This window comes from Pseudomonas sp. MF4836 (assembly GCF_002018875.1).
Lineage (GTDB): Bacteria > Pseudomonadota > Gammaproteobacteria > Pseudomonadales > Pseudomonadaceae > Aquipseudomonas.
Genome location: NZ_MVOL01000006.1, coordinates 253,601 through 279,652 on the forward strand (window position 1 = coordinate 253,601; position 26,052 = coordinate 279,652).

27 protein-coding genes and 1 tRNA gene are annotated in these 26,052 nt (G+C 61.1%); 20 read left to right on the plus strand and 8 right to left on the minus strand.

Translation table 11 applies throughout. The features are described 5' to 3' along the window. The first annotated feature begins 150 nt into the window (after nucleotides 1–150). From MF4836_RS16300 to MF4836_RS16340, 9 genes are all read left to right on the plus strand, one after another. Nucleotides 151–1,590 carry an aminotransferase-like domain-containing protein gene (locus MF4836_RS16300; RefSeq protein WP_020300307.1) on the plus strand — a complete coding sequence of 480 codons (1,440 nt, stop codon included), beginning with the start codon at nucleotides 151–153 and terminating at the stop codon, nucleotides 1,588–1,590. A gap of 79 nt (nucleotides 1,591–1,669) precedes the next feature. After that, the gene (locus MF4836_RS16305; protein ID WP_078471119.1) at nucleotides 1,670–2,182 is read left to right on the plus strand and encodes a translation initiation factor 2; all 513 of its coding nucleotides are present in this window, start codon (nucleotides 1,670–1,672) and stop codon (nucleotides 2,180–2,182) included. 170 nt (nucleotides 2,183–2,352) lie between these two features. Beyond that, the gene (locus tag MF4836_RS16310; RefSeq protein WP_020300309.1) at nucleotides 2,353–2,607 is read left to right on the plus strand and encodes a YkgJ family cysteine cluster protein; all 255 of its coding nucleotides are present in this window, start codon (nucleotides 2,353–2,355) and stop codon (nucleotides 2,605–2,607) included. A 42-nt stretch (nucleotides 2,608–2,649) separates the two neighbouring features. After that, on the plus strand, nucleotides 2,650–3,258 hold the full coding sequence (locus MF4836_RS16315; RefSeq protein ID WP_078471120.1) for an START domain-containing protein: 609 nt from the start codon (nucleotides 2,650–2,652) through the stop codon (nucleotides 3,256–3,258). Nucleotides 3,259–3,390: 132 nt separating this feature from the next. Next, a complete protein-coding gene (locus tag MF4836_RS16320; protein ID WP_078471121.1) occupies nucleotides 3,391–3,624 on the plus strand; it encodes a hypothetical protein in 234 nt (77 codons plus the stop codon). A gap of 210 nt (nucleotides 3,625–3,834) precedes the next feature. After that, nucleotides 3,835–4,176: a ribonuclease E inhibitor RraB gene (locus MF4836_RS16325; protein ID WP_020300312.1), complete on the plus strand. Its 342-nt coding sequence runs from the start codon at nucleotides 3,835–3,837 to the stop codon at nucleotides 4,174–4,176. A 441-nt stretch (nucleotides 4,177–4,617) separates the two neighbouring features. Continuing rightward, nucleotides 4,618–6,027 carry a circularly permuted type 2 ATP-grasp protein gene (locus tag MF4836_RS16330; protein ID WP_078471122.1) on the plus strand — a complete coding sequence of 470 codons (1,410 nt, stop codon included), beginning with the start codon at nucleotides 4,618–4,620 and terminating at the stop codon, nucleotides 6,025–6,027. 11 nt (nucleotides 6,028–6,038) lie between these two features. Beyond that, a complete protein-coding gene (locus MF4836_RS16335) occupies nucleotides 6,039–6,989 on the plus strand; it encodes an alpha-E domain-containing protein (RefSeq protein WP_078471123.1) in 951 nt (316 codons plus the stop codon). Next, nucleotides 6,986–7,792: a transglutaminase family protein gene (locus MF4836_RS16340; protein ID WP_078471124.1), complete on the plus strand. Its 807-nt coding sequence runs from the start codon at nucleotides 6,986–6,988 to the stop codon at nucleotides 7,790–7,792. The genes MF4836_RS16335 and MF4836_RS16340 overlap by 4 nt, the downstream gene beginning before the upstream one ends. Before the next feature lie 55 nt (nucleotides 7,793–7,847). Here the strand turns inward: MF4836_RS16340 and MF4836_RS16345 are convergent, their stop codons facing one another. Beyond that, nucleotides 7,848–8,654 (minus strand): c-type cytochrome, encoded by an 807-nt coding sequence (locus tag MF4836_RS16345; protein WP_078471125.1) that lies wholly within the window; start codon nucleotides 8,652–8,654, stop codon nucleotides 7,848–7,850. 694 nt (nucleotides 8,655–9,348) lie between these two features. Here MF4836_RS16345 and MF4836_RS16350 point away from each other — a divergent pair. From MF4836_RS16350 to MF4836_RS16360, 3 genes are all read left to right on the plus strand, one after another. Then, nucleotides 9,349–10,554: an acetyl-CoA C-acetyltransferase gene (locus tag MF4836_RS16350; RefSeq protein WP_078471126.1), complete on the plus strand. Its 1,206-nt coding sequence runs from the start codon at nucleotides 9,349–9,351 to the stop codon at nucleotides 10,552–10,554. Nucleotides 10,555–10,579: 25 nt separating this feature from the next. Next, a complete protein-coding gene (locus MF4836_RS16355) occupies nucleotides 10,580–12,724 on the plus strand; it encodes a 3-hydroxyacyl-CoA dehydrogenase NAD-binding domain-containing protein (protein WP_078471127.1) in 2,145 nt (714 codons plus the stop codon). Nucleotides 12,725–12,829: 105 nt separating this feature from the next. Beyond that, nucleotides 12,830–13,558, plus strand: coding sequence for an amidotransferase (locus tag MF4836_RS16360; protein ID WP_078471128.1), 729 nt, complete (start codon nucleotides 12,830–12,832; stop codon nucleotides 13,556–13,558). A gap of 36 nt (nucleotides 13,559–13,594) precedes the next feature. Here MF4836_RS16360 and MF4836_RS16365 read toward each other — a convergent pair whose 3' ends face one another. The 3 genes from MF4836_RS16365 to MF4836_RS16375 all read right to left on the minus strand — a co-directional run bounded on the left by MF4836_RS16365 (nucleotide 13,595) and on the right by MF4836_RS16375 (nucleotide 16,350). Next, nucleotides 13,595–14,566 carry a magnesium and cobalt transport protein CorA gene (locus MF4836_RS16365; RefSeq protein WP_020300321.1) on the minus strand — a complete coding sequence of 324 codons (972 nt, stop codon included), beginning with the start codon at nucleotides 14,564–14,566 and terminating at the stop codon, nucleotides 13,595–13,597. A 157-nt stretch (nucleotides 14,567–14,723) separates the two neighbouring features. Next, nucleotides 14,724–15,446: a 1-acylglycerol-3-phosphate O-acyltransferase gene (locus MF4836_RS16370; protein WP_078471129.1), complete on the minus strand. Its 723-nt coding sequence runs from the start codon at nucleotides 15,444–15,446 to the stop codon at nucleotides 14,724–14,726. Between the two features lie 214 nt (nucleotides 15,447–15,660). Further along, nucleotides 15,661–16,350, minus strand: coding sequence for a crotonase/enoyl-CoA hydratase family protein (locus MF4836_RS16375; protein WP_078471130.1), 690 nt, complete (start codon nucleotides 16,348–16,350; stop codon nucleotides 15,661–15,663). 319 nt (nucleotides 16,351–16,669) lie between these two features. Here MF4836_RS16375 and MF4836_RS16380 point away from each other — a divergent pair. The 6 genes from MF4836_RS16380 to MF4836_RS16400 all read left to right on the plus strand — a co-directional run bounded on the left by MF4836_RS16380 (nucleotide 16,670) and on the right by MF4836_RS16400 (nucleotide 19,666). Then, a tRNA-Ser gene (locus tag MF4836_RS16380) sits at nucleotides 16,670–16,759 on the plus strand. A 140-nt stretch (nucleotides 16,760–16,899) separates the two neighbouring features. Continuing rightward, on the plus strand, nucleotides 16,900–17,439 hold the full coding sequence (locus MF4836_RS16385; RefSeq protein WP_078471277.1) for an adenylate kinase: 540 nt from the start codon (nucleotides 16,900–16,902) through the stop codon (nucleotides 17,437–17,439). 161 nt (nucleotides 17,440–17,600) lie between these two features. Next, entirely contained in the window at nucleotides 17,601–17,795 is a 195-nt protein-coding gene (locus MF4836_RS16390) for a hypothetical protein (protein ID WP_078471131.1), read from the plus strand. A 321-nt stretch (nucleotides 17,796–18,116) separates the two neighbouring features. Continuing rightward, a complete protein-coding gene (locus tag MF4836_RS16395) occupies nucleotides 18,117–18,494 on the plus strand; it encodes a hypothetical protein (protein WP_043230875.1) in 378 nt (125 codons plus the stop codon). Between the two features lie 110 nt (nucleotides 18,495–18,604). After that, nucleotides 18,605–18,778: a hypothetical protein gene (locus tag MF4836_RS35540; protein ID WP_178102954.1), complete on the plus strand. Its 174-nt coding sequence runs from the start codon at nucleotides 18,605–18,607 to the stop codon at nucleotides 18,776–18,778. Between the two features lie 192 nt (nucleotides 18,779–18,970). Then, nucleotides 18,971–19,666 (plus strand): HAD-IA family hydrolase, encoded by a 696-nt coding sequence (locus MF4836_RS16400; protein WP_078471132.1) that lies wholly within the window; start codon nucleotides 18,971–18,973, stop codon nucleotides 19,664–19,666. Between the two features lie 88 nt (nucleotides 19,667–19,754). Here the strand turns inward: MF4836_RS16400 and MF4836_RS16405 are convergent, their stop codons facing one another. After that, nucleotides 19,755–20,501, minus strand: coding sequence for a 3-oxoacyl-ACP reductase family protein (locus MF4836_RS16405; RefSeq protein ID WP_078471133.1), 747 nt, complete (start codon nucleotides 20,499–20,501; stop codon nucleotides 19,755–19,757). Between the two features lie 125 nt (nucleotides 20,502–20,626). Between MF4836_RS16405 and MF4836_RS16410 the strand changes: the two genes are divergently transcribed. Continuing rightward, nucleotides 20,627–21,550, plus strand: a complete 924-nt coding sequence (locus MF4836_RS16410) for a LysR family transcriptional regulator (RefSeq protein WP_078471134.1) — start codon at nucleotides 20,627–20,629, stop codon at nucleotides 21,548–21,550. Nucleotides 21,551–21,592: 42 nt separating this feature from the next. Here MF4836_RS16410 and MF4836_RS16415 read toward each other — a convergent pair whose 3' ends face one another. From MF4836_RS16415 to MF4836_RS16425, 3 genes are all read right to left on the minus strand, one after another. After that, complete coding sequence (locus MF4836_RS16415) at nucleotides 21,593–22,321, minus strand: aspartate/glutamate racemase family protein (RefSeq protein ID WP_078471135.1); 729 nt, start codon at nucleotides 22,319–22,321, stop codon at nucleotides 21,593–21,595. A gap of 54 nt (nucleotides 22,322–22,375) precedes the next feature. After that, on the minus strand, nucleotides 22,376–23,911 hold the full coding sequence (locus tag MF4836_RS16420; protein WP_078471136.1) for an NCS1 family nucleobase:cation symporter-1: 1,536 nt from the start codon (nucleotides 23,909–23,911) through the stop codon (nucleotides 22,376–22,378). Nucleotides 23,912–24,488: 577 nt separating this feature from the next. Beyond that, the gene (locus tag MF4836_RS16425; protein WP_020300332.1) at nucleotides 24,489–25,223 is read right to left on the minus strand and encodes a phosphoadenylyl-sulfate reductase; all 735 of its coding nucleotides are present in this window, start codon (nucleotides 25,221–25,223) and stop codon (nucleotides 24,489–24,491) included. 174 nt (nucleotides 25,224–25,397) lie between these two features. On the opposite strand from MF4836_RS16425, the gene thrH reads away from it, so the two are divergent. After that, nucleotides 25,398–26,015, plus strand: coding sequence for a bifunctional phosphoserine phosphatase/homoserine phosphotransferase ThrH (gene thrH, locus MF4836_RS16430; RefSeq protein ID WP_020300333.1), 618 nt, complete (start codon nucleotides 25,398–25,400; stop codon nucleotides 26,013–26,015). Nucleotides 26,016–26,052: the final 37 nt, after the last annotated feature.

Below are 26,052 nucleotides of genomic sequence, written 5' to 3' on the forward strand. Positions count from 1 at the left end.
CCTGCCGATAGGCTCACAAAAAACCGTACAGTTTTTGCTGACACTGCGGTGTATCGTCGACTATTGTGACAACTGTCCCCGTACACTTCCAAACTGTTCCGGTAGTGTTTCACACAAGAATAAAATGCCCGTGAAATCGAGTGCTGCGTCATGACCAATCTCTTGCTGTATCAACGTATCGCTCAGCAACTGGCTGAGGATATTCGTCGGGGTGTGTACCAGCCCGGTGAGCGCGTACCCTCGGTGCGCAAGATGAGCTCGCAGCTCAATGTCAGCCACGCCACGGTGTTGCAGGCGTATGCCAATCTCGAGGATCAGGGGCTGATCCGCGCCCGGCCGCAGTCCGGTTATTACGTGCACCAGACTCCGGCCCTGACCGCGCCGACCCCGGACATTGCCCGGGTCGAGCGCCCGGGACTGGTCACCCGCAGCAGCATTATTCAACAGGTGTTGGTGGAGTCGCGCCGCGAAGGGGTGTTCCCGCTCGGCGCAGCGGTGCCCAGTGTCGATTACCTGCCGGTGCGCGCCCTGCATCAGCAGTTGGCCAAGGTCACCCGATTTCATAGCCCACGGGCGTTCAGCTACATGTTCAGCCCGGGTTTCGAACCGCTGCGCCGCCAGGTGGCCATTCGCATGCGCGATGCCGGTGTGGTGGTGGACCCTTCCGAAGTGGTGATCACCCACGGTTGTGTCGATGCCTTGCAGATGTCGTTGCGGGTGCTGACCCGGCCCGGCGACCTGATTGCCGCGGAGTCGCCCACCTACTACGGCCTGTTGCAACTGGCCGATCTGCTGGGGCTCAAGGTTATCGAGATCCCCAGTGACCCGGCGACGGGCATGAGCCTGGAGGCCTTGCAGCTGGCGGCCAACCAGTGGTCGATCAAGGCCCTGGTGCTGACGACGCGCCTGAGTAACCCGCTGGGTGGGACCATGCCTGAAGAGCGGCAGAAACAGTTGCTGCGCCTGGCGTCGGATTTTGACATTCAGGTGGTCGAGGACGATATCTACGGCGAACTGATGTTCGAAGTAGGGCGTACCAAGGCCCTCAAGGCCTATGACCGCCTGGACCGGGTGATCTACTGCTCGAGCTTCTCCAAGACCCTGTCACCGGGGGTGCGCATCGGCTGGATGATCGCGGGCAAGTACCAGCAGGAGATCCAGCGGCTGCAGACGTTCAGCACCCATTCGGCGTGCAGCGTGACGCAGATGGGGGTGGCGGCGTACCTGGAGAACGGTGGTTATGATCGCCATCTGCGTTATATCCGTCAGGAGTACCGCAAGAATCTCAGTGCCTTCCAGTTGGCGGTGCAGCAGTATTTCCCCGAGGGCACGCAGATTACCCGGCCAACTGGCGGTTTCATTCTCTGGGTCAGCCTGCCGGGGCGAGTCAACACGCAAGAATTGCACGTGCGTGCGTTGCAGCAGGGAATCAGCATTGCGCCAGGGCTGATCTTCAGTAATACCGAGCAATTCAACCACTGCATCCGCCTTAATTGCGGTACGCCATGGAATCGCGAGGCCGAGCGAGCGTTAATGACGCTGGGTATGTTGGCCAGTCAATTATGTCAGGAGACCGCTGGCGGTTTTTGAGGGAAGCCGGTTGCAACGCTTGTCATGAAGCTGTCGACAAGCGAGCATATGGCACCTTTCACTGCGCCCTTTTTTGTCTATGAAAGCTTTTTATCCTGCTGTCTGCCTGTTGATCTGCCTGTCGACGGCCTTGGGCGCCGGCCCGCTGCTGGCGGCACCGACGCAGGACGAAAGTGCCCGGAGCGCGGCTTCCGGGTCAAAAAAACCGGCCGCGAATACGCCTTCTGCGAGCAAAAAACCTGCGGCCGCCAAACCCGCAGCCAATCCCAAAAAAGCGGCCAAGACCAAAAAACGTGCGCCTATTGCTTCCAAATCCAAGTCAGCGCGTGAGATTGCCAAGACCCCGTTGCCGCCCGCCAAGCTCGACCTGAGCCTGCCACCGGAAATGGTCAAGCACCTGCAGCCCATCGGCACGGTGGCCATGCCCAAGCGCGAACCCTTGCTGCCGCAGATGTTTGGTGAGAAGCCCAAGGAAAGCAGCCCGTTTCAGCTCAACGGCCGTTTGTTGAGCAACGAAATGCAGTTGCAGTTGCGCAATGAAGAGCGGCGTGACGTCGAGGGCGCGGCCCTGGATTTCGAGTTCAAGCAATAAATTCCTTCCCCGTGTGTGACCCCTGACAACGACACTTTGTCGGAGACTGGTCAGTCACACAGCTTTCAGTGCAAAAACCGTTCTTAGAGTAATTTTAAACGGCTGTTTTAGCGGTTACTCTTGCTGTGCGTCATTTTCAATACTTTGCTCGTCGCGAGGAGCGTTTCCCCATGAACTGCCGTGAAGGATGTGGCGCTTGCTGCATTGCCCCTTCCATCAGCACGCCGATTCCGGGCATGCCCCAGGGCAAGCCTGCCGGAGAACGTTGCGTGCATCTGTCGGTCGAACATTTGTGTGCGTTGTTCGGCCTGCCCGAGCGTCCGGCCGTGTGTGGGGCGTTTCATGCGGATATCGAAGTCTGTGGCGACAGCCGTGAGCAAGCCATCAAGTTGATTGGCTGGTGGGAACAAATGACGGCGGCTTGAGTGTTTTCAATGAACGGAACTTCAACAATAAGGAATAAGACAATGGGTTCGCTGCAACGAATGGCTGCGCTCTGTGGTTTGACAGTGTTACTGGCAGCAACGGCTCAGGCCGAAGATTGGCAAACGGCCAAGGATCAGGACGGGATCAAGGTCTCCCTGAGCGAAGTGGCGGGTTCCAAATACAAGGCTTACCGCGGCGTTACCGTGATCAAAACCTCGATGGCCAAACTGCAAAGCCTGCAGGAAGACGTAGCGGGCGCCTGCAGCTGGATCCACGAGTGCAAGTCGCAAAAGCTGCTCAAGCACGAAGGTAACCAGAGCTGGACCTACACCCAGTTCAACACGCCGTGGCCGGTCACGGCTCGTGATTCGGTGCTGCATATCACCACCACCGAAGGCGCTGACGGTAGCCTGACGCGCAAGCTTGAAGGCGTGCCGACCTACATTCCCGAAGAGAAGGGGTTTGTTCGTGTGGCCCAGGTCGAAGGCTTCTGGAAAATGGTGCCCAAAGGTGCCGACCAGATTGAAGTGACCTACCAGGTGCACACCGAGCCTGGCGGCAGCGTGCCGTCCTGGCTGGCCAACAAGTTCGTGGTCGATGCACCGTTCAATACCCTCAAGGCGCTGAAAGAGCGCGCTGAGAAGCCTTGATCATCACCAGGCCTCACGCCAAAGGCCGCCTTCGGGCGGTCTTTTTTATGCGCAACAGCGGTGGAACGATTTCCCGGGCCTCAGGGTCGAGATGTTGTAGGCCCACCCACGGGCTTTATCGAGGAGGCACTGATGCAAAAGTGGCAAATCACTTTCGTTGACGATCATGGTGTCCAGTCAGTGGAGCAGTTCGACTGTGAACAGCAGCCCAGCATGGAGCAGGCGGCACGAATGATTCGCGCAAAGCTGTTGCCGGTTTCGGCCGAACTGGATCTCAATGACCTGGAGGGGCGTACCGACGACCCGACAGTCAAAAGTCTGAAAGAACAGAACAGCATTCAAATCCTCGGCATTACTGCAATTTAGTCACCCGCCCGCTTGATCCTCAACCAGACCTTGGCAGCGCCCGGTTCTTGGCGCTACTCTGCAAAGGAGATCAGCGAATGAATCGCTAAGGTCTGGTCTTGTCAGCTACATGCTTGTGTCCTGGCGGTGCTGTTTGCCGCAACGTTTGCAGCCTCGAGGTGCAGACAGGGAGTACGGAAAGTCTATCCATTGGTTCCAGGAGGACGTTTCATGAGCACAGCCTATCAAGAAGACATCAGCACCAGCGTGTTGCGCCGCATGAAAGAGGGCGGCTTCGACTTTTCACGATTCCATCCCATCGAGTTCTACGCCATTTTCCCGGATGAGGAGCGGGCGCGCAGGGCGGCAGGACATTTCCGCGGTGAATCCTTGAATGCCCAGATCAGCGTGCGCGACGATGGCGCGTGGTATCTGGAGCTAAGCAAGGTGATGTACGCCACCTACGGCGGCATCGGCGACTTCGAGCAGGACTTTGAGGCGGTGGTCGAGCCTCTGGGCGGCATCATCGAAGGTTGGGGCGTGAAGCAGGAGGTTCGAGGGTTACTCGTATAGCGCATATGAATAGCGTCAAGACAGCATCGGCTGACCCTCGGGTTGGCCGATTTGGTTTCCGCAAGGCAAAAAAAGGCCACCTGCAAGGGGTGGCCAAAAGGGAAGAGCGGTATTAGGGAATGCCGTCGGGGTGGTAAGCACCCATCAGCGGCGACGCCCTGAAGCTTAAGGCATCGACTTCGTCACGCCGGGTTACGAAGTTTTGCGCGATGGGCGGATTATCCAGCGCCTCGCCCGGGCAGTGAAATCAACTCTGACTATGCTGGTGATAGCCACAGCCATTGCCTCGCATTGGAGCGGGGGCAATCAAGTTGGGGCGTTTGCTGCACGGCAATGGTGCGGCGTGAACGAGAAGTTGATCCAACTAATTGAAATCAAAGCGTTTATGCCAGTGGCACGGGCCTTGCGATGCCTAGATGTCCGGGTGACAAGGAGTACGGCATGATCCGCACCTATTTTGATGAAATGTACGATGCTGGCGGCCAGGTTCGCCCGCATTACCGGGAGTTTGCCCGTTGGCTTGCCGAAACCCCTGACGAGCTTCTGGCGCAGCGGCGACGCGAGGCCGACCTGCTGTTTCACCGCGCCGGCATCACCTTCACCCTGTATGGCGACGAGCAGGGCACCGAGCGCCTGATTCCGTTCGACACCATTCCCCGCAGCATTCCGGCCAGTGAGTGGCGGATCGTCGAGCGCGGCTGCATCCAGCGGGTCAAGGCACTGAACATGTTCCTGGCCGATCTTTACCACGACCAGCGGATCATCAAAGCCGGGATCATTCCTGCCGAACAGGTGCTGGCCAACGAGCAATACCAGTTGGCGATGCAGGGGTTGGATCTGCACCGCGATATCTACTCGCATATTTCCGGAGTCGATCTGGTGCGCGACGGCGACGGCACCTATTACGTACTCGAAGACAACTTGCGGACCCCCAGCGGCGTGAGCTACATGCTCGAAGACCGCAAGATGATGATGCGTCTGTTCCCCGAGCTGTTCGCCGCCCAGCGCATCGCGCCAATCGACCATTACCCGAACCTGTTGCTCGATACCCTGAAAAGCTCCAGCGCGCTGGATGACCCGAGTGTCGTGGTGTTGACACCGGGGCGTTTCAACAGCGCGTTCTTCGAACATGCGTTCCTGGCGCGGGAAATGGGCGTGGAACTGGTGGAAGGCGCAGACCTGTTCGTGCGTGACGATCGGGTCTTCATGCGCACCACCGATGGCCCCAAAGCGGTGGATGTGATCTACCGCCGCCTGGATGACGCCTTCCTCGACCCGCTGGCCTTCAACCCGGACTCCATGCTCGGCGTGCCGGGCCTGCTGTCTGCCTATCGTTCGGGCAATGTCGTGCTGGCCAACGCCATCGGCACCGGCGTAGCCGACGATAAGTCGGTTTATCCCTTTGTCACCGACATGATCCGGTTCTATCTGGATGAAGAGCCGATCCTGAAGAACGTGCCGACCTGGCAGTGCCGCAAGCCCGACGAATTGTCCCATGTGCTGGCTCATCTGCCGGAACTGGTGGTCAAGGAAACCCAGGGTTCCGGGGGCTACGGCATGCTGGTGGGACCGGCGGCTACCGCAGCGGAAATCGAGACCTTCCGCGCGCGGATCAAGGCCAAGCCCCACGCCTATATCGCGCAACCCACCTTGTCGCTGTCCACGTGCCCGACCTTTGTCGAAAACGGCATCGCTCCGCGGCACATCGACCTGCGTCCGTTTGTCCTGTCTGGCCGTGAAACCCGTGTCGTGCCCGGTGGTCTTACCCGTGTGGCGCTGCGTGAAGGCTCCCTGGTGGTGAACTCCTCCCAGGGTGGTGGAACCAAGGACACCTGGGTGGTCGAGGATTAAGGAAGCTTGCCATGTTGAGTAGAACCGCCTCGGACCTGTATTGGATGTCGCGTTATCTGGAGCGGGCGGAAAACCTCGCGCGGATGCTCGACGTCAGTTATTCACTGTCATTGATGCCCCAGGACGGTCGCGGCGATGGCTTGCACGAACTGGCCATGCCGCTGCTGATTACCGGCACCCTGGATGACTACCTGGAGCGCCACGGCGAACTGCACGCCGAGCGCCTGTTGCATTTCTTCGCCCTGGACGCCGCCAACCCGGCCAGTATCTACAGCTGCCTGGGCTCGGCACGTGCCAGTGCCCACGCGGTGCGTGGGCGGATCACCGCCGATATGTGGGAAAACATCAACGCCACCTGGCTGGAGATTCGCGGCATTGCCGAACAGGGCCTGAGCCGTTACGGCATGAGCCGGTTCTGCGAGTGGATCAAGGAGCGCTCACACCTGTTTCGAGGCGCTACCTACGGCACCATCATGCGCAACGACGCCTTTCGCTTCATTCGCCTGGGCACCTTTATCGAGCGCGCCGACAACACCTTGCGCCTGCTTGACGCGCGCTACGAGATGGCCGGCGATCAGGCCGACGCCGTCAGCGACGGCACGGCCCATGCCTATTACCAGTGGAGCGCCTTGCTGCGCGCCTTGTCGTCGTTCGAGGCCTACACCGAGATCTACCGCGACGCACCGGGCGCCAGGCATGTGGCCGAGCTGCTGCTGTTGCGCGCCGACGTGCCGCGCTCCCTGCGCGCCTGCACCGAAGAGATCGACCAGATCCTCGCCAGCCTGCCGGGAACCAACGGCCGGCCGGCGCAGCGCCTGGCGGCCGAAATGGATGCGCGCCTGCGCTACACCGGCATCAACGAAATCCTCGAAGAAGGCCTGCACGCCTGGCTGACCGAGTTCATCCCGCTGGTGCGCCAGCTGGGCAACGCCATTCACAGTTCCTACCTGGAGGCTGTATGAGACTCTCCATCAGTCACGAAACCGCCTATCACTATGAAAACCAGGTGCGAGCCAGCATCCAGTACCTGCGCCTGACGCCCCACGACAGCGAGCGCCAGCACGTGCTCAGTTGGCAGCTTGATCTGCCGCGTCCGGTGCGCGCGCAGCTGGATCCCTTCGGCAACATTCTGCACGTGCTGACCCTGGACGAGCCTCACGAGGCGATCATCATCGGCGCGCGCGGGCAGGTGGATATCGACGAGTTGCGCGAGGCCGAGCATGAGAGCCAGTCGCCGCTACCGTTCCTGCGCTTTACCCGGCTCACCGAGGCCGACCAAGCCCTGCGTGCCTTTGCCGACAAACAATGCCGCAAGCGTCGTGATCGCAGCGGGCTGATCGACCTGATGCACGCGCTGAACCAGTACATGACCTATGCGCCGGGTTCTACTGCAGTGGACACCAGTGCGGCTCAGGCCTTTGCCGGGCGCTCCGGCGTCTGCCAGGACCACACCCACGCCTTTCTTGCCTGCGCTCGCAGTCTCGGGGTGCCGGCGCGGTACGTATCGGGTTACCTGTACAGTGAGAACAGCGAGCACCTGGCCAGCCATGCCTGGGCCGAAGCCTGGCTGGATGACGCCTGGTACAGCTTTGACGTGACCAACGAGCTGGCGCGCCCCGAGCGCCACCTGAAACTGGCAGTGGGCCTGGACTACCTGGATGCCTGCCCGGTGCGTGGCATGCGGCGCGGCGGTGGTGGCGAACAGATGCACGCCAAAGTGCTGGTTGCACCGACCCCGCCGGTGATCCTGGTACAGCAGCAGTAGGTTGTACGCCGCGGGCCCAGGGGCGGCCTGTCAGGCGTTTATCTGGCAGCAGTCTTCAAGGCTGCTGTTTACGCCCCGCCATATGTTTCAGATAGCCGAGCAGCAACTCCAGCTCCGTGTCCGGCAGGACGCTGCTGGAGAACCCCGGCATCTTCGCCTGGGGCCAGCGGCGCAAGCTTTGCGGATCGCGGATATAGCGCTTGAGAAAGGCTTCACCGAAGTACTCGGTCGGGCTGTAGGGGATGTTCAGGTCAGGGCCGAACTGCGAGTCGCCCGCAGCATTCAGGCGATGGCAGGCCAGGCAGTTCTTCTGGAATAACGCAAACCCCTGGTTCACCGGGTCGTCGCTCGCCAGGGCCGGATCTGGCCGCAAGGCTGGGAAACGCTCGGCAACCGGCGCCAGGCGCTTGATGCTGGCCAGCTCGAACGGCCATTGCTCCGGGCTGATGTGCCCGGCCTGGGGGTTGGTCCAGACCAGGTAGAACGGCCCAGCACTGGGTTTGCCCTGAGCCAGTTTCGGCCAGGGCCTTGACGGGTCCTCGATGGCCAGCCAGGCCCGGGCGCCGTTGCGATTGAGCAGGGGCGCGGCGGAGAGTTCGGCGGCAAACCCGTCCAGGGCCACTGCCTGCAAGTGATCGTCGGCCTTGACCCCTTCCAGCAGCGCCTCAAGTGGCACGGCGCGATAAATCATGTCGCGTTTGTAGGAGACGTCGTCGCTGATGGTGATGGTCTGCACTTCAGGGTGTGCCAGCAACTCCTCGGTCTGCCAGGTGCGGCTGCCTGCGCCCAGCTCCAGGACCAGTTGCGCTGCCTGCAATGGCGTACACAGGAGCAGGGCGCTCCAGAGGATAAGAAGTTTCAATTGATCGCCGTTCTATTGCTGAAAATGAGTGCCCGGGCGCTCCGCAAGAAGCCTGCCTGATGATGGGCAGCGGCGCGGCCATAGGCTGGCTCAGCGGCGCTGCGTCAGGAAGGTTGGCACACAACTTCGCACGCCGAAAGCGCATCGGCGCGCAATGTGCTGCGTGGCGGTGGAACAGCCACGCTGACTAGCCGATCACTTTGGTGAGGTTGGGCAAGATCAAGAGCAAGGTGGTAGCGAAAAGAATGAGCCCGGCTTGACGTACTTTCGAATGCTTGAACATGGCTGTGTGCCTTTTGTTGTTATTCCTGAACATCTGATGCATGCGTCTGTCGACTTCACGATGACCCGACCATGTGTCCCTTTTCTTACACGTGCCCGGGAAATCCCCGGCTGCAACGATTTACTGCCTGCTGTTTCTACCTTAGGGGCCTTGTAACACTTGGCTTAGATCCAATTCATATCAAGTTGTCATGTAAAGCTTGTCAACGGTTATGAGGCTTATTGCCAGCTGCGTCGGCGCCCGTTGGCTAGACAGTTCCCCGTCGTTGTTGGCGACATCTATTAGCTCGCTACCGTTCGTCTGAGCGCGTGGGTCAAGGCCGCTGAGCGCATCGGTCATTGAATCCGGCGCCGCCCGGCCTAAGGTGAGCGCTCTGCCTTTTTCTCTCCCGTACAGCGGTTCGAGGACGTCATGACTGAAGCTTTGATATTCGACGCGTTACGCACGCCCCGTGGCAAAGGCAAGGCCGATGGCGCCTTGTACAGCGTCAAGCCGGTGAACCTGCTGGCCGGGTTGCTCAATGCGCTGCAACGGCGCACCGAGCTCGATACCAGCCAGGTGGATGACATCGTCCTCGGCTGTGTCACGCCGGTGGGCGACCAGGGCGCCGACATTGCCAAGACCGCAGCCCTGGTGGCGGATTGGGACATCAGCGTGGCTGGGGTGCAGATCAACCGGTTTTGCGCGTCGGGCCTGGAGGCGGTCAACCTGGGAGCGATGAAGGTGCGTTCCGGTTTCGAGGACCTGGTGGTGGTCGGCGGGGTCGAGTCCATGTCCCGGGTACCCATGGGCAGCGACGGCGGGGCCTGGGTCCTGGATCCGCAGACCAACCTGCACAGTCATTTCACCCCGCAGGGTATCGGCGCCGACCTGATCGCGACCCTGGAAGGCTTCAGCCGGCAAGACGTCGATACCTTCGCCCTGCAGTCCCAGCAAAAGGCCGCGCGGGCGAGGGCGGATGGGGCCTTCGACAAGTCCCTGGTGCCGGTCCGGGACCAGAACGGCATCCTTCTGCTGGAGCAGGATGAGTTCATCCGTGGCGACTCGACCCTCGAAGGCCTGGGCAAGCTCAAGCCGAGCTTCGAGATGATGGGGCAAATGGGTTTTGACGCCACTGCCTTGCGCGTCTACAGCCATGTCGAGCGCATTAACCATGTGCACACGCCGGGCAACAGTTCGGGGATCGTCGATGGCGCGGCGTTGATGCTGATCGGCTCCGAAGCCAAGGGCCGGGACCTGGGGCTGACGCCTCGGGCGCGGATCGTTGCCACTGCGGTCACCAGCACCGATCCGACCATCATGCTCACCGGGCCGGCCCCGGCCACTCGCAAAGCCTTGGCCAAGGCGGGTTTGCGCATCGAGGACATCGACCTGTTCGAAGTCAACGAAGCGTTTGCCTCGGTGGTGTTGAAATTCATCAAGGACATGGCCATCGACCCGGCCAAGGTCAACGTCAACGGCGGTTCGATCGCCATGGGCCACCCACTGGGCGCCACCGGTTGCGCGATCCTCGGCACCCTGCTCGATGAGCTGGAGGCCCGGCACCAGCGTTACGGCCTGGCGACGCTGTGCGTCGGCGGCGGCATGGGTATCGCCACCATCATCGAACGCCTCTGAGCCCCGACTTCAAGGAAACCTCGTCATGACCGATGCCATCCGTTACGAAAAAGGCCAGGACCAGATTGTGGTGCTGACCATCGATATGCCGGGCCAGAGCGCCAACACCATGAACGCGCAGTACCGCGAAGCCATGGCCGCCAGCGTCGCGCGCCTGCAGGCCGAGGACGCCAGCCTGGCCGGGGTGATCATTACCTCGGCGAAAAAGACCTTCTTTGCCGGCGGTGATCTCAACGAACTGATCAAGGTGGGCAAGCCCGAGGCCAAGGCTTTCTACGACATGGTGCTGAGCCTCAAGGCGCAGCTGCGCGCCCTGGAAACCCTGGGCAAGCCTGTGGTTGCTGCGATCAACGGCGCGGCCCTGGGCGGCGGCTGGGAGATTTGCCTGGCCTGCCACCATCGCATTGCACTGGATGATCAGACGCTGCAGATTGGCCTGCCGGAAGTGACCCTCGGCCTGTTGCCGGGCGGTGGCGGCGTGGTGCGCATGGTCCGCATGCTGGGCCTGGAAAAGGCCTTGCCCTACCTGCTTGAGGGCAAGAAAGTACGGCCGCAACAAGCGTTGCAGGCCGGGCTGGTCGACGAGCTGGCGAGCGACCGTGAGCAGATGTTGGCCAAGGCCCGGGCCTGGATCCTGGCCAACCCCTCGGTCAAACAGCGCTGGGATGTGGCGGGTTACCAGATCCCCGGAGGCACGCCATCGAACCCCAAGGTCGCGCAGATGCTGGCCATTGCCCCCTCGATTTTGCGCAGCAAGACCCATGGCTGCATGCCGGCGCCGGAGAAGATCCTGTGCGCAGCGGTGGAGGGCGCCCAGGTCGATTTCGACACCGCGCACTTGATCGAGACCCGCTATTTTACTGAACTGACCACCGGCCAGGTGGCGAAGAACATGATTGGCACCTTCTGGTTCGGGCTTAATCAGATCAACGCCGGCGGTTCGCGCCCGCAAGGCATTGCGCCCCAGGTGACGCACAAGGTCGGGGTGCTGGGCGCCGGGATGATGGGCGCGGGAATCGCCTACGTCAGCGCCCTGGCGGGTATCCAGGTGGTGCTCAAGGACATCGACCTGGCGGCGGCCGAGAAGGGCAAGGCGCACTCGGCGACCCTGCTCGAGAAAAAGGTCGCTCGCGGGCAACTCAGTGGGTTGCAGCGTGATGCGGTACTGGCGCGAATCAGCCCCACTGGGCAGGACGCCGATCTGGCGGGCTGCGACCTGATCATCGAAGCGGTCTTCGAGGACCGCGAGCTCAAGGCCAAGGTGTCCTCGGCGGCGCAGCGGGTGGTCGGCGCGGAGGCGGTGATCGCCTCCAACACATCCACCTTGCCCATCAGCGGCCTGGCCAGCGCGGTGCCGAATCCGGACAAGTTCATCGGCCTGCACTTCTTCAGCCCGGTGGACAAAATGCCCTTGGTGGAAATCATCAAGGGGGCTCGCACCAGCGACGAAACTTTGGCCCGAGGTTTTGATTTCGTACTGCAAATCAAGAAAACCCCGATAGTGGTCAACGACAGTCGCGGATTTTTTACTTCGCGGGTATTCGGTACCTTCACCAATGAAGGCATCGCCATGCTGGGCGAAGGTGTCGCCGCAGCGATGATCGAAACCGAGGCGCGCAAGGCCGGCATGCCCATTGGCCCGTTGGCGATCTCCGACGAAGTATCGCTGAGCCTGATGAGCCATATTCGCCAGCAGACCGCCAAGGACCTGCAGGCCGAAGGCAAGCCGCCCATCGAGCACCCGGCCTTTGCCGTGATCGATCTGCTGCTCAACGAATACAAGCGCCCTGGCAAGGCGGCGGGCGGCGGTTTCTACGATTACCCGGCGGGGGCGCCGAAGCACCTGTGGCCGGAGCTCAAGGTGCGCCTGGAAAAAGCCGAGGGGCAGATTTCAGCGCAGGACGTGCGCGACCGGTTGCTGTTCATCCAGGCCATCGAGACCGTGCGTTGCCTGGAAGAGGGCGTGCTGCACTCGACGGCGGATGCCAACGTCGGTTCGATTTTCGGCATCGGTTTCGCCGCCTGGACCGGCGGTGCCCTGCAGTTCATCAACCAGTACGGCTTACGGGATTTCATCGCCCGCAGCCACTACCTGGCGGAGCAATACGGCCAGCGTTTCGCACCACCGGCCCTGCTTCTGGAAAAGGCCGCCCAGGGCCAATGCTTCTGATGCTGAACGGCGTGCAGTGAACCTTTCCGGGGCTTGCCTTGACCCAGTGTTTCAAGGCAGGCTCTGGGCTGTTCATTATTCCCATCATCGTGTCAGGTATTTTTTATGTCGCTACGCATCTGCATTCTGGAAACCGACATCCTGCGTCCCGAACTGGTCGATCAATATCAGGGTTACGGGCAGATGTTTCAGCGCCTGTTTTCACAGCAACCGATCGCCGCCGAATTCACCGTCTATAACGTGATGCAGGGCGATTACCCGAGTGATGATCTGAGCTTCGATGCGTACCTGGTCACCGGTAGCAAGGCCGATTCCTTCGGCACCGATCCCTGGATTCAAACCCTCAAGACTTACCTGTTGGCGCGCTACGAGCGCGGCGACAAGCTGCTGGGCATCTGCTTCGGCCATCAATTGCTGGCGCTGCTGCTGGGCGGCAAGAGCGAAAGGGCGAGTCAGGGCTGGGGCGTGGGCACCCACAACTACAAACTGGCCGCCAAGGCCCCCTGGATGAGCCCGCTGGTGGAAGAGCTGACTCTGCTGATCAGCCACCAGGACCAGGTCACCGCCTTGCCGGAAAACGCCACGGTGATCGCCTCCAGCGACTTCTGTCCGTTCGCCGCCTATCACATCAATGACCAGGTGCTGTGCTTCCAGGGGCACCCGGAGTTCATCCACGACTATTCCCGAGCGCTGCTGGAGATTCGCCAGCAACACCTGGGCGAGCAGATCTACCAGAAAGGCGTGGCCAGCCTCGATCACGCCCACCATGGCGCCACGGTCGCGGAATGGATGATGCGCTTTGTGGCCCACACCCCTGAGGTCAAGTCGGCCTGAAGCGGCGCAGCCCGGTTCCTGCAACAGGGGCCGGGCCTACAACCATCCTGAACGCTTGAAGCTGGCCCACAGGCTGACGCAGCCGACACTGATGAACCCCAGTACGCCGAAGTAGCCGTAATGCCAGCTCAGCTCCGGCATGTTCTGGAAGTTCATGCCGTAGATCCCCGCCACCGCTGTCGGAAACGCCAGGATCGCCGCCCAGGCCGCGAACTTGCGTTGCACCACGCTTTGCCGCGAGGCCTCCAGCAGCACACCGATTTCGATGGTCTGACTGGCGATGTCGCGCAGGGTCGACAAGTCTTCCATTTGCCGCGTGACGTGAATTTGCACGTCACGAAAGTACGGCCGCATGTTCTTGTCGATAAACGGGAAGCTGAGCTTTTGCAGCTCCTCACTGATCTCCACCATCGGCGCCACGTGTCGCCGCAGACGCAGGACGTCACGACGCAGGCCGTGAAGGTTCTGGATGTCGCGCTCGTTCAATGAGTCGCACAGGACATTGCGTTCCAGTTCGTCGATCTCGGCGTGGATCGCCTCACTGACCGGCTGGTAGTTCTCGGTGACGAAATCCAGCAGGGCGTAGAGCACGAAGTCTTCGCCATGCTCCAGCAGCAGTGGCCGCGCTTCGCAGCGCTGGCGCACGTAGCCGTAGGATTTGGAGTGGCCGTTGCGGGCGGTGATGATGTAGCCGTTGCCGGCAAAGATGTGGGTTTCGATGAACTCCAGCTTGCCGGCCTCGCGCACCGGGGAATAAGTGACGATAAACAGCGCGTCGCCGAAGGTTTCCAGCTTCGGCCGGCTGTGTTTTTCCAGGGCGTCCTCAATGGCCAGTTCATGCAGGTTGAACTGGCGTTGCAGGTTGGCCAGTTCGTGAGCATTGGGTTCTTCCAGGCCGATCCAGACAAAGTGACCGGGTTTGGCCGCCCAGGCGGCCCCTTCGTCGAGGGTGATATCAGTGACTTTCTTACCGGCGCTGTAAACGGCAGCAGCAACAACTCTACCCATAGTTCTTGTTCGCTTCTTCTTATCAACATGATCGAGACAGACCTGCACCAGCTTAGCCTGCAATACCTGATCAGAGTCAGCAGAATCGGCGGAGTTCGCCGTTAATAAAAAGCCCGCACAAGGCGGGCCATTCGGGGCAAAAGAGGGGGCGCCAGCATCAGCCCGGTTGCAGCTGGCGATCCATCGAGGCGATGCATTCGCGCATCTGTTCACGGCACTGGGCAATCAACAGCGGCATGTCATCCATGCTCAAACCGGCAGTGGGAATGGCCGGCAGCGAGCGGATCAGGATCTTGCCGCTGCGCCAGCGACTCAGATTCATCTGTTTGATATAGCTGCTGACACACACGGGCACGATGGGCACGCCGGCCGCTATCGCCATCTGGAACGCGCCTTTCTTGAATGGCAGCAGGTCTTCACCGAAGTTGCGCGTGCCCTCGGGGAACACCCAGATCGAGGTGTCCTCGTGCTGCAAGGTGTGGGTGGTGGTCAGCATCGAGCGCCGGGCCTTTTGTGCGTTGCCACGGTCAATCAGCACATTGCCCGCCAGCCAGAACAGTTGGCCGAACAAAGGCACCCACTTCAGGCTCTTCTTGCCGATGCACACGGTGCGGCGCGGCACCACGTTGCCAAACACAAACAGGTCGTAGTTGGATTGGTGGTTGGCAATGATCACGCAGCTCTGTGGCTTGTCCATCAGCGAGCCAACGTCAGCCTTGACCCGCAGGCGCAGGATGCACATCGCCGGCCACGCATAGAGGCGCGCGCAGAGGCGGCTGTTGTCCGGGTTGAACGGGCGGCATAGGCCAATCAGCACGCCAAGCACCCCCGCAGCCATAAAGTGCAGCCCCATCAACAACATACGAAACAAATACAGCATCTACGGGCCCACCTGGGACAAAAGGTGGCGCAGTGTACGGATGTGCACTGGTTTCGGCAATTGCTGCCATTCACTGGAGATGGCCGATGTTTAAGCGCATGTTTCCAGCAGAAGGGCTCAGCTGCGGTTTAGAGCGGTTGCCGTAAGTGACCGGGCTCGGGCAAGAAAAAGCCCGACGCTGAGGTCGGGCTTTTGCCGAGCAAATTCCGGGGTGTTAGCCCAAGTGCTCCTGATCCTGAATGATGGCGTTGTCCAGGGTGTCCAGCAGTGCCTTGCGCACCTTCAGCTTGGTGTTCTTGTGAGCGGTCATGTTGATCTTCTTCAACTGACGTGCAACTTCCAGCGCGGCGCTGGTCAGCTCATCGGGGCTTACCACCTTGTCGAGGAAGCCTGCGTCCACCGCGCTTTGCGGGTTGAACATCTCGCCGTTGATCACTGAGCGATGGAACGCCGACCGGCGCAGGCGATCACGGGCCAGTTCGATCCCGGCGTGGTGCATGGTCATGCCGATCTGCACCTCGTTGAGGCCGATGCTGAACGGGCCGTCGACGCCAATCCGGTAGTCGGCCGACAACAGGATGAATGCGCCCTTGGCCACTGCGTGCCCAGGGCAGGCAACGATCACCGGAAACGGGTGCGACAGCAGGCGACGCGCCAGGGTCGAACCCGAAGTCACCAGGCTCACGGCCTCCTTGGGGCCGGCAGTCATGACCTTCAGGTCATAGCCGCCTGACAGAATGCCCGGCTGACCGGTGATGATCACTACGGCACGGTCGGCGACCGCACGGTCCAGCGCGGCATTGAAGGCGACAATCACGTCCGGGGAAATGGCATTGACCTTGCCATTGCTCAAGGTCAGGGTCGCGATACCGTCTTCGAGATGGTAAGAAATCAATTCACTCATGACGCAATTCCTTGTATTGAAGTGGGGCAGACGTTACCCACCACCGTAGGTCAGGTAAAGCGCTGTGACTGACTGATGAGTCAGCCTTTCGGCGCTCGACAAGCCTAGCCGGCCACACAGACCGTGCATCACCCCTTCTATATAGAAGGGCGCCAGGCCAGAGATTGGCCGGTTTGCCATGGCCCAATCCCAGTCCTGAGCCCGGCAATCTGCAGAAATGCCTTAAGCGCATGAAAATTCTCAAAAAAACCTTTGCCATCGGAAAAGCTTTCGACTACATTAGCGCGCCTCGACAGACTGAATCAGTTTGACGAGACACGGTTGGGTGTCCGAGAGGCTTAAGGAGCACGCCTGGAAAGTGTGTATACAGGAAACTGTATCGAGGGTTCGAATCCCTCCTCAACCGCCATATTCGATGTACACAAAACCCCTGGTTTCCTTGAGAAGCCAGGGGTTTTGTGGTTTCTGGCATTTGAAAATTCACCCGCCTGCGGCATTGATGACCTCGGTGGCTGGGCGAATGTCGGAATGGGCAAGGGAGTCCTGAAGATGGGGAGGCGGATTTACATCAGCGGCGCATCCGGTGCCGGCGTCAGCACCCTGGGTGCCGCGTTGGCGGCGAGGCTTGGGGTGGCGCATGTGGATGTCGATGATTACTACTGGTACCCGACTGAGCCACCCTTTGTGCAGGCGCGCCCTGTGTTGGAGCGTGTGAGTCTGCTTCGTGGGGTTCTGGCTGAGGGTGACTGGGTGCTTTCCGGTTCCCTGGATGGCTGGGGCGACGAGGTGATTCAAGGCGTTGACTGGGTGGTGTTTGTCGACACGCCGACGGCGCTGCGTATTGAGCGGATCAAGGCGCGGGAATTGCAGTGTCACGGTGAGCGCATTCTTCCGGGCGGGGACATGCATGAGAATCACCTGGCGTTCCTCGCCTGGGCCGAAAGCTATGAGTCGGGCAGCCGGGCCGGGCGCAATCGACCGCGGCATGAGCGCTGGCTCGATCAGTTGCCGCTGCCCTGGCTGCGGGTCGACGGTGCGCTGCCGACCGAGTTGTTGTTGCAGCGGGTCCTGTCAGCGATTGCTGGTTGAGTGGCCTGCGACAAAAGCCCGCGGCCGTTCGTCGGTGCCTTGTGCCTCTGAACGGGCAGGTCTGTAAATGACCAACTAGTCTGAAGCGCCGTGATGGTCAGTATTTCCAAGGCAATCAGGTGCTTGCCGGTGCTGGCTGGTTGTTGATAGGAGCTGGGCTTATGAGTGTTCCTTATATCGAGGACAACGGGGATGAGTTCCCCATCAACAATCTGGTGCGCTGCGGTCAGGCAGCGTTTGATGTGGACGCGGGTGAATCCCTGGCCAAGGTTGTGGCGGGCAGGAGCCCGTCGCGTGCTCCGTTGAAGGTCGGTGGAGCGAAGTTTTTCCCCAAGGCGCTGCCGTTGCGCAAATGACTCGAGTGTTGATTGAGCCCCGCCAGCCAGCGGGGCTTTTTATTGGGCGGGTTGGGGAGGGGCTGCGGCGGGTTGAATCGTGTGGGATAGGGCGGCGGCGTTTTTTTCACATAATCTTCACATCCGGGGCAGTAGGCTCAGCTCATCCGTTAGAAAGCAATCCATTGGCCCGTTACCCCAGCGGGCTTTTTTTTGCCTGTCTTAAAACTCTTTGTGTATAAGCTGTCCAACTCACGCGATATCAGGTGTGGGGCGCTCTGTCGTGCGCCCCATTCCGATCTGCACGTGGGTCTTCGATCTTCTTTTTTTGAGGTTTATGTCATGCGTTTAACACTGCCTGCTCTGGTTGTAGGGCTTCTGGTCGCTCAAGGTGCGATGGCTGGCGACGGCACTGCGGCGATTGGCGGCGGCCTGGGTGGCGTCTTGGGTAATGTGGTCGGCCAGCAGATGGGTGGCAGCACTGGCGCGGCGATCGGCGCCGGTGTAGCGGGTGCGGCCGGCAGTGCCGTGGGCGCGCGCAAGGGTAGCCGGGTCCAGGCTGCGGTAGGCGGCGGTATCGGATCGGCGGGCGGTTCGGTCATCGGCAGCAAGCTGGGCGGCAGCACCGGTTCAAATATCGGTGCCGGCCTGGGTGGCGCAGCCGGTGGCGCGCTGGGCAGCAGCATGGGTAACAAGGGTCACAAGCACAAACATCGTTGAGCATCAGCGGTCGTTGAAAAGCCCGGCAATTTGCCGGGCTTTTTTAGGGTTGAACGTTTTGCGGTTTTTCGATTCGAAATTTTACCTCCCCCGCGAAAATCGAGACTGCCATGACCCCCGAAACTGCAGGCAATGAAGAGAAAGGCCCAAGCGGACTGCCCTTTATCAACGATCCGGGCAACGAAGATCCGGGTTCGCTGATGGATGATGCGCAGGTGCCACTCAACGACGCCGACGAAGCGCTGGATGAAGACGACGAGCCGGATCCCGACGACAGTTACTGAGATTCGCCCCCGCCCTTGGCGTTGAGTCGCCCGTCGCGCCGCCCTCCGTGGCGCTTTTCACCGCGCCCGAGAATCACTGCCCGTTGCCCCTGGCCCGTGCACGCCGCTATGCTGCTGAACCCATTAATCGAGCAAAAAACTGGGCGTACCTGAGCCGCTCCCCGGATGTTTTTTGTTAACGGAGCAGACGCGATGAATGCACGGTTGAATGAATTGGGCCCGATCAAGGCCGTTATTTTCGATATGGATGGGTTGCTGCTGGACACCGAGGGCATCTATACCGAGGTCACCCAGCTGATTGCCGATCGCTACGGTCGCACGTTCGACTGGAGCATCAAACAGAACATCATTGGCCGTGGCGCCGGTGACCTGGCGCGCTATGTGGTCGAAGCGCTGGAGCTGCCGATCAGCGCCGAGGAGTTCCTGGTCATCCGCGAACCGCTGATGCGCGAGCGTTTCCCCCGTGCCCTGGCCATGCCGGGCGCCCGGGAGTTGGTGCAGCATCTGAAGGCGCATAAGGTCCCGATTGCCGTGGGCACCAGTTCGTCACGCCAGTCCTTCGGCCAGAAAACCACGCTGCATACGGACTGGTTCGCCCTGTTCGACACCGTGGTCACTGCCGATGACCCCGAGGTTGGCGCGGCCAAGCCGGCGCCGGATATCTTCCTCACCGCCGCTCGGCGACTGGGGGTGGCGCCGCAAGATTGCCTGGTGTTCGAGGATTCGCCGTTTGGCGTGACCGCCGCCAAGGCCGCCGGCATGACCGCGATTGCGGTACCGGACCCGGCCATGGCTGATGAGCGCTATGCCCATGCCGATGCCATTATCCGTTCGCTGAAAGCGTTCCAGCCCGGCGCCTGCGGCTTGCCTTCGCTGCAATGGGCGTGACACCGATCAACGCCGCGTGACCGCGTGACAGCAAAACGCCTGGCAACCTGATGACAGGGTTGCCCGGCGTTTTTGTGTGGCTGGCGGATCAGGCGCCGAAACCACCGTCGATGGTCAGGCTGGCCCCGGTGATGTAGGCCGCTTCAGGGCCGGCCAGGTAGGCGACGAAACTGGCGATCTCTTCAACCTTGCCGTAGCGGCCGACCGCCATGTAGCCCATCAGGGATTCGGCGAAATCGCTGTCGGCCGGGTTCATGTCGGTGTCTACCGGGCCGGGTTGCACGTTATTGATGGTGATGCCTTGCGGACCCAAGTCGCGGGCCAGGCCTTTGGTCAGGCCCACCAGCGCAGCCTTGCTCATGGCATACGGGCCGCCGCCGGCGAAGGGCATGCGATCGGCATTGGTGCTGCCGATGTTGATGATGCGTCCGCCCTGGCCCATGTGGCGGGCGGCTTCCTGGGTGGCGATAAACACGCTGCGCACGTTGATGGCCAGGGTCTGGTCGAAATCTTCGAGTTTGAAATCCTCCAGAGGTGCTACGGCCAGCACGCCGGCGTTGTTGACCAGGATGTCCAGGCGGCCAAAGGTCTCGACGGTGTGGTTGACAGCCTGGCGAATGGCGGCTGCATCGGCGCTGTCGGCCTTGATCGCCAGGGCCTTGCCGCCACTGGCAATGATCGCGTTCTTCAGCTCTTCAGCCTTGGCGGTCGAGCTGACGTAGGTGAAGGCAACCACTGCGCCTTCGGCGGCCAGGCGTTTGACGATGGCGGCGCCGATGCCGCGGGAACCGCCCTGGATCAGGGCCACTTTGCCGTTGAGGGATGAGGTGTTCATGTCGTTCTCCTGAAGTTCAAGGCGGGTTGCCTTGTGAATGGAGCCGAGTATCGACCGCTGATTAGCAGCTGTGTAGCGGGTAATCCCTATACTCTGTGTAAACCAAAAGTTTAGAGTCGCCGCTAATGGAAGCCTTCAGCAGCATCGAATGTTTTGTCCGCAGTGCCGAAGTCGGGAGTTTTGCCGAAGCTGCACGGCGGCTGGGCCTGACCCCCGCCGCGGTCGGCAAGAGTGTAGCCAAGCTGGAAGCCCGGCTTGGGGTCAGATTGTTCCAGCGCAGCACCCGGCGCCTGACGCTGACCGAAGCCGGGCGCCTGTTTCTTGCTGAAGTCAGCGACAGCCTGCAGACCATCCAGAATGCCGTGAGTACCTTGGCCAATGCCCAGGGGCGTCCGGCCGGCACGCTCAAGGTCAGTGTGGGCACGGTCTTTGGCTGTCTGTACATCGTGCCGATGCTGGGGGAGTTTCTGCAGCGTTACCCGGAAATCCACCCGGACTGGCATTTTGACAACCGGCAGGTGGATCTGATCGGCCAGGGCTTCGATGCGGCCATCGGCGGTGGCTTCGAGTTGCCCCAGGGGGTCGTCGCGCGCAAATTGTCACCGGCCCATCGCGTGCTGGTGGCCAGTGCGGGTTACCTGCAAGGCTGCGCAGCCATTGACCAGCCCGAGGACCTGCACCATTGCCGGGGGATCCTGATTCGCTCGCCACAGACCGGACGAATCCGCACCTGGCAACTGACCGGGCGTGCCGGGGCCATGCAGCCTCTGGAGCTCAAGGCCGGCATGACCATGAGCGACTCCCAGGCGGCGTGCATTGCGGCCGCTCAGGGTTTGGGGGTGGCGCTGGTCAGCATGCCGTTTGCCGTCAACTACCTGCGTTCCGGTGCCTTGCAGCGGGTGTTGCCGGACTGGTACGTGGATGACGGCTTTACCTCGATCTATTACGCCGAGCACAAGCTGCTGCCGGGCAAGACCCGGGCCTTTGTCGACTTTGTGCTTGAGCAGTTCGCCGAGCAGGGGTTGGCGCAGGCATTCAGCGCGGTGTGATGGCCGGCCCCGAAGCCGGGGGCGGCCCAAGCGTCATGCCACTCAGCGCCCGAAGCGCAGCGGCCAGCCGACAATGGTCTTGGGGCGCGGCGTGGCGTAGGTGCGCACCTTGGAGGTGGACAGCCCGAGCCGCACCAGGGACTCGGCAATGGTCACCGCCGCCGTTACCCCATCCACCACGGGCACGCCGGTGCGCTGGCGAATCTGCTCGTCGAGACCGGCCATGCCGCCGCAACCCAGACAGATGACCTCGGCCTTGTCTTCGCTGACCGCCAGCTCCGCCTGGCGCACGATGGCCTGCACCGCGCGCTGTGGGTCCTGTTCCAGCTCCAGTACCGCCAGGCCGCTGGCCCGTACCGAGGCGCAACGGTCGTAGAGGCCGGAGAGCTTGAGCCGGTCTTCGATCAGCGGCACGGTGCGGTCCAGGGTGGTCACCACCGAGTAGGCGTGGCCCAGGAACATCGCTGTACTGGCGGCGGCGTCGGTGATGTCCACCACTGGCACATTGAGCAGTTCCTGCAGGCCTTCGCGGCCGTGTTCGCCATAGCCGGCCTGGATCACCGCGTCATAGGGCTGGTCGTAGGCCAGTACCCGGTCCATCACCGCGATGGCAGCCAGGTAGCTTTCGAAATTGCCTTCGACCGATTCGGCGCCGAAGTACGGAGTCAGGCCGACGATCTCGGTGCCGGGGGCCGCCACGCTTTGGGCCTGGCGGGCGATGGCCTGGGTGATGGAGTCGGTGGTGTTGACGTTGATCACGAGAATACGCATGAACATTCCTTGCACGTTTGCTTCAAGGGGGCCGTTGTGACGGCCGGCTAGCGGTCAGTGGCTGACGTTGTCGACCGCGATGGATTCGCCGCTGATGTCGGCGTAAAAGGCCTCGCGCCGGGCGATCAGCAGGTACAGCAGGGCGGCGATCCCGGCGCCAAACAGCCAGGAGAAGGGCGAGACGCTGGCAAACCCCGGCACCAGCGCCAGGACAATGGCGATCAGCGCGGCGGGAACGAAGGCCGCCACGGCCCTCAGGTTGACCCCGCGGCTATAGAAGTACGCGCCTTGCGGGTCTTCGCTGTAGAGCTCGGGCACGTTGATCCGGCCTTTGCGCACCAGCCAGTAGTCGACCATGATCACGCCGTACAGCGGCCCCAGCAGGGCGCCGAGCCCGGACAGGAAGTACACGATCACCAGCGGGCTGTTGTAGAGGTTCCACGGCAGGATCAGGACCGCGATGGCGGCGCTGATCAGCCCGGCGCGGCGGAAGGTCAGGTACTTGGGCGCCAGGTTGCTGAGGACGAAAGCCGGGGCGACGAAGTTGGCCATGATGTTCACCGCCACGGTGACAATCAGGAAGGCTAGGCAACCCAGGACCAGGAACCCGGTGTTGGGAATCGAGGCAATGATTTCGGTGGGGCTTTCAATCACCCGTCCGTTGATCTGGAACTGCGCGCCGCAGAGCACCACGGTAATGACGGCAAACACCAGGATGTTCACCGGCAGGCCCCAGAAGTTGCCCACCAGGATGGTCCTGCGGCAGGGCGACGAGCGGGCGAAGTCGCAGAAGTTGAGAATCAGGGTGCCGTAGATTGCCAGCCACAACGCGCCACCGGCAAAGATCTGGCGCCACATCTCGCCGCCGCTCAGGGGCTCGCGGATCGACCAGGCAATGCGCGCGTCGGCCTGGGTGTACATCCAGAGGGCCAGGGCGGCGACGGTCAGCAGAATCACCGGCCCGGCAAACCCTTCATAGCGCCGGACCATTTCCATGCCGTAGGCCAGAATCACCAACTGCACCAGCCAGATCACCACGAAGCAGGCCCAACCCAGGCCCGACAGGCCGAGGATCAGCTGTTGGTCATACTCGGCAAACCCCGGGTGGATGGCGATCAGCAACACGCGAAAGACCACCGACGCCAGGTAGGTCTGGATGCCGAACCAGGCAATGGCGATGACCGCTCGGATCAGCGCCGGAATCTGCGCGCCGTGGATACCGAAACTGATGCGGCTGATCACCGGGAAGGGCACACCGGTCTTTTGCCCCATGTAGCCGGAGAGGTTCATGAAGAAGTACACCAGCGCCGCGCCGATCCCCAGCGACAGCAGGATCTGCCAGCCGCCCAGGCCCAGGGCGTAGAGCCCGATGGCGAAGGAGTAGTTGGCGATGTTGTGCACATCGTTGGTCCACAGGGCAAAGATGCTGTAGCGACCCCAACGCCGGCCTTCGATTCTGGTGGGCGCCAGGTCTTTGTTGTGCAGGCGCGGGCTCAGGGCCGGCAATGCTCCAGGGGACGGGGCAGGATAGGTCGAGGGGCGCGAGGAGGGCAGTTCGAGTGCGATGTTGTTAGAGGTATGTGTACGCATTCCGGCAGGCTCCTGACTGCGTGGCCCGCGATGACTGTGCTTGAGCTCATGCTCGACAATCTTCGTCGCAAGGCCCCGTAAGTCACTGGGTTCGGGGCATCTGCAGCCTGGCTCGCTGGACAGGCTTGCGGATATAAAGTGTATGTATGTTTTGTAATAATTGTATACAAAACACGAATTCACTTAAGCCACTTCTGTGCCAGATATTTATCTATATCGCCTGGTTTTAATTTCCTTTTTATCTGTTCTATTTATAACTTTATGAATTTGAACAGTTATAAGTTGACCAATTGAACAGCTATTTATTTTTATAAGTCGTCATACAGTCCTCAGCCTTATTTTTAATAAAGCGTTGGATGTAACTTTTATGGGCGGTTGATTATGAAGTGCATACAGGAATGACACCGATGGTGACATCGAGTGTGTACAGGATTTTGGCCGTGGGCGCTCCGCAACATGGCCGGTATTTAGCGCGGTCGCGGCGGCCAGGGGGAGAGGGGACGTTGCGGAGGGGGCGGGCGGCGCTCTCGCCGGCCTGGGTCGCCGGCTCTTTTCAGGGCCGGCGACGCCGTGTGAATCAGGCCTTGCTGATGATATTGCCGGCGTGCAGGCCGCACTCTTTTTGCGTGGCTTCTTCCCACCACCAGCGGCCTTCGCGCTCGTGCTGGTTAGGCAGTACCGGGCGGGTGCAGGGTTCACAGCCGATGCTGATGAAGCCGCGCTCGTGCAGGCTGTTGTAGGGCAGTTCGAGCATGCGGATGTAACCCCAGACTTCTTCACTGCTCATCTGGGCCAGCGGGTTGAACTTGTACAGCGGGCGCTCCGGGGTCGAGAACGCGCCGTCGAGTTCCAGTGCCGCCACCTGGCTGCGGGTACCCGGGCTCTGGTCGCGGCGCTGGCCTGTGGCCCAGGCGCTGACGGTGGACAGTTTGCGCCGCAGGGGCTCGATCTTGCGGATGCCGCAGCATTCGCCGTGACCGTCCTTGTAGAAGCTGAACAGGCCCTTTTCCTTGACGAAGGGTTCGAGCTTGCTGTGGTCCGGCGAAATCAGTTCGATCTCGATCTTGTAGTGCTCACGCACCTGATCGATGAAGCGATAGGTCTCCGGGTGCAGGCGCCCGGTGTCGAGGCTGAAGACTTTGACGTTCTTGTTGAGTTTCCAGGCCATGTCCACCAGCACCACGTCTTCGGCGCCGCTGAAGGAGATCCACAGGTCATCGCCGAAATGGGCAAATGCCAGCTTGAGGATGTCCTGGGGGGACTTGTTGGCATAGGTCGCGGCGAGTTCAGCGACGTCGAACGGTTGGCTCATCAGGGCGTTTTCCTACAGGTCGGTGGCGCTGTGCGCTCTATAGGGGGGCGATCTTAACAAAAACCGGCCGGCCCTGGCGCGCTCCTCTGCGTTGCACCTCTCAGGGCGAATCGCTAGAGTTCGCCAGTCCTTTTGCTCGCTCAACTCAATAACCAATACAAATGGGAGTGTCTTGTGGAAATTGCCTGTCTCGATCTGGAAGGTGTGCTGGTCCCGGAAATCTGGATCGCCTTTGCCGAAAAAACCGGGATTGAATCCCTCAAGGCAACCACGCGGGATATTCCCGATTACGACGTGTTGATGAAGCAGCGCCTGCGGATTCTCGACGAGCACGGCCTGAAGCTGTCCGACATCCAGGAAGTGATCGCCACCCTCAAGCCGCTCGACGGCGCAGTGGAGTTCGTCAACTGGCTGCGCGAGCGGTTTCAGGTGGTGATTCTCTCTGACACTTTTTACGAGTTCTCGCAGCCGTTGATGCGCCAACTGGGCTTCCCGACGCTGCTCTGCCACCGTCTGATCACGGATGACACAGGGCGGGTCAGCAGCTATCAACTGCGCCAGAAAGACCCCAAGCGCCAATCGGTGCTGGCGTTCAAGAGCCTGTACTACCGGGTGATTGCCGCGGGGGATTCGTACAACGACACCACCATGCTGGGCGAGGCGGATGCGGGGATTCTGTTCCATGCACCGGACAATGTGATCCGCGAGTTCCCGCAATTCCCGGCCGTGCACACTTTTGCCGAGTTGAAGCAGGAGTTCATCAAGGCTTCGAATCGGGCGCTGAGTCTGTAATCGCCGAGGGAATTCCGGCGTCTGTCCCGGCCAGCGT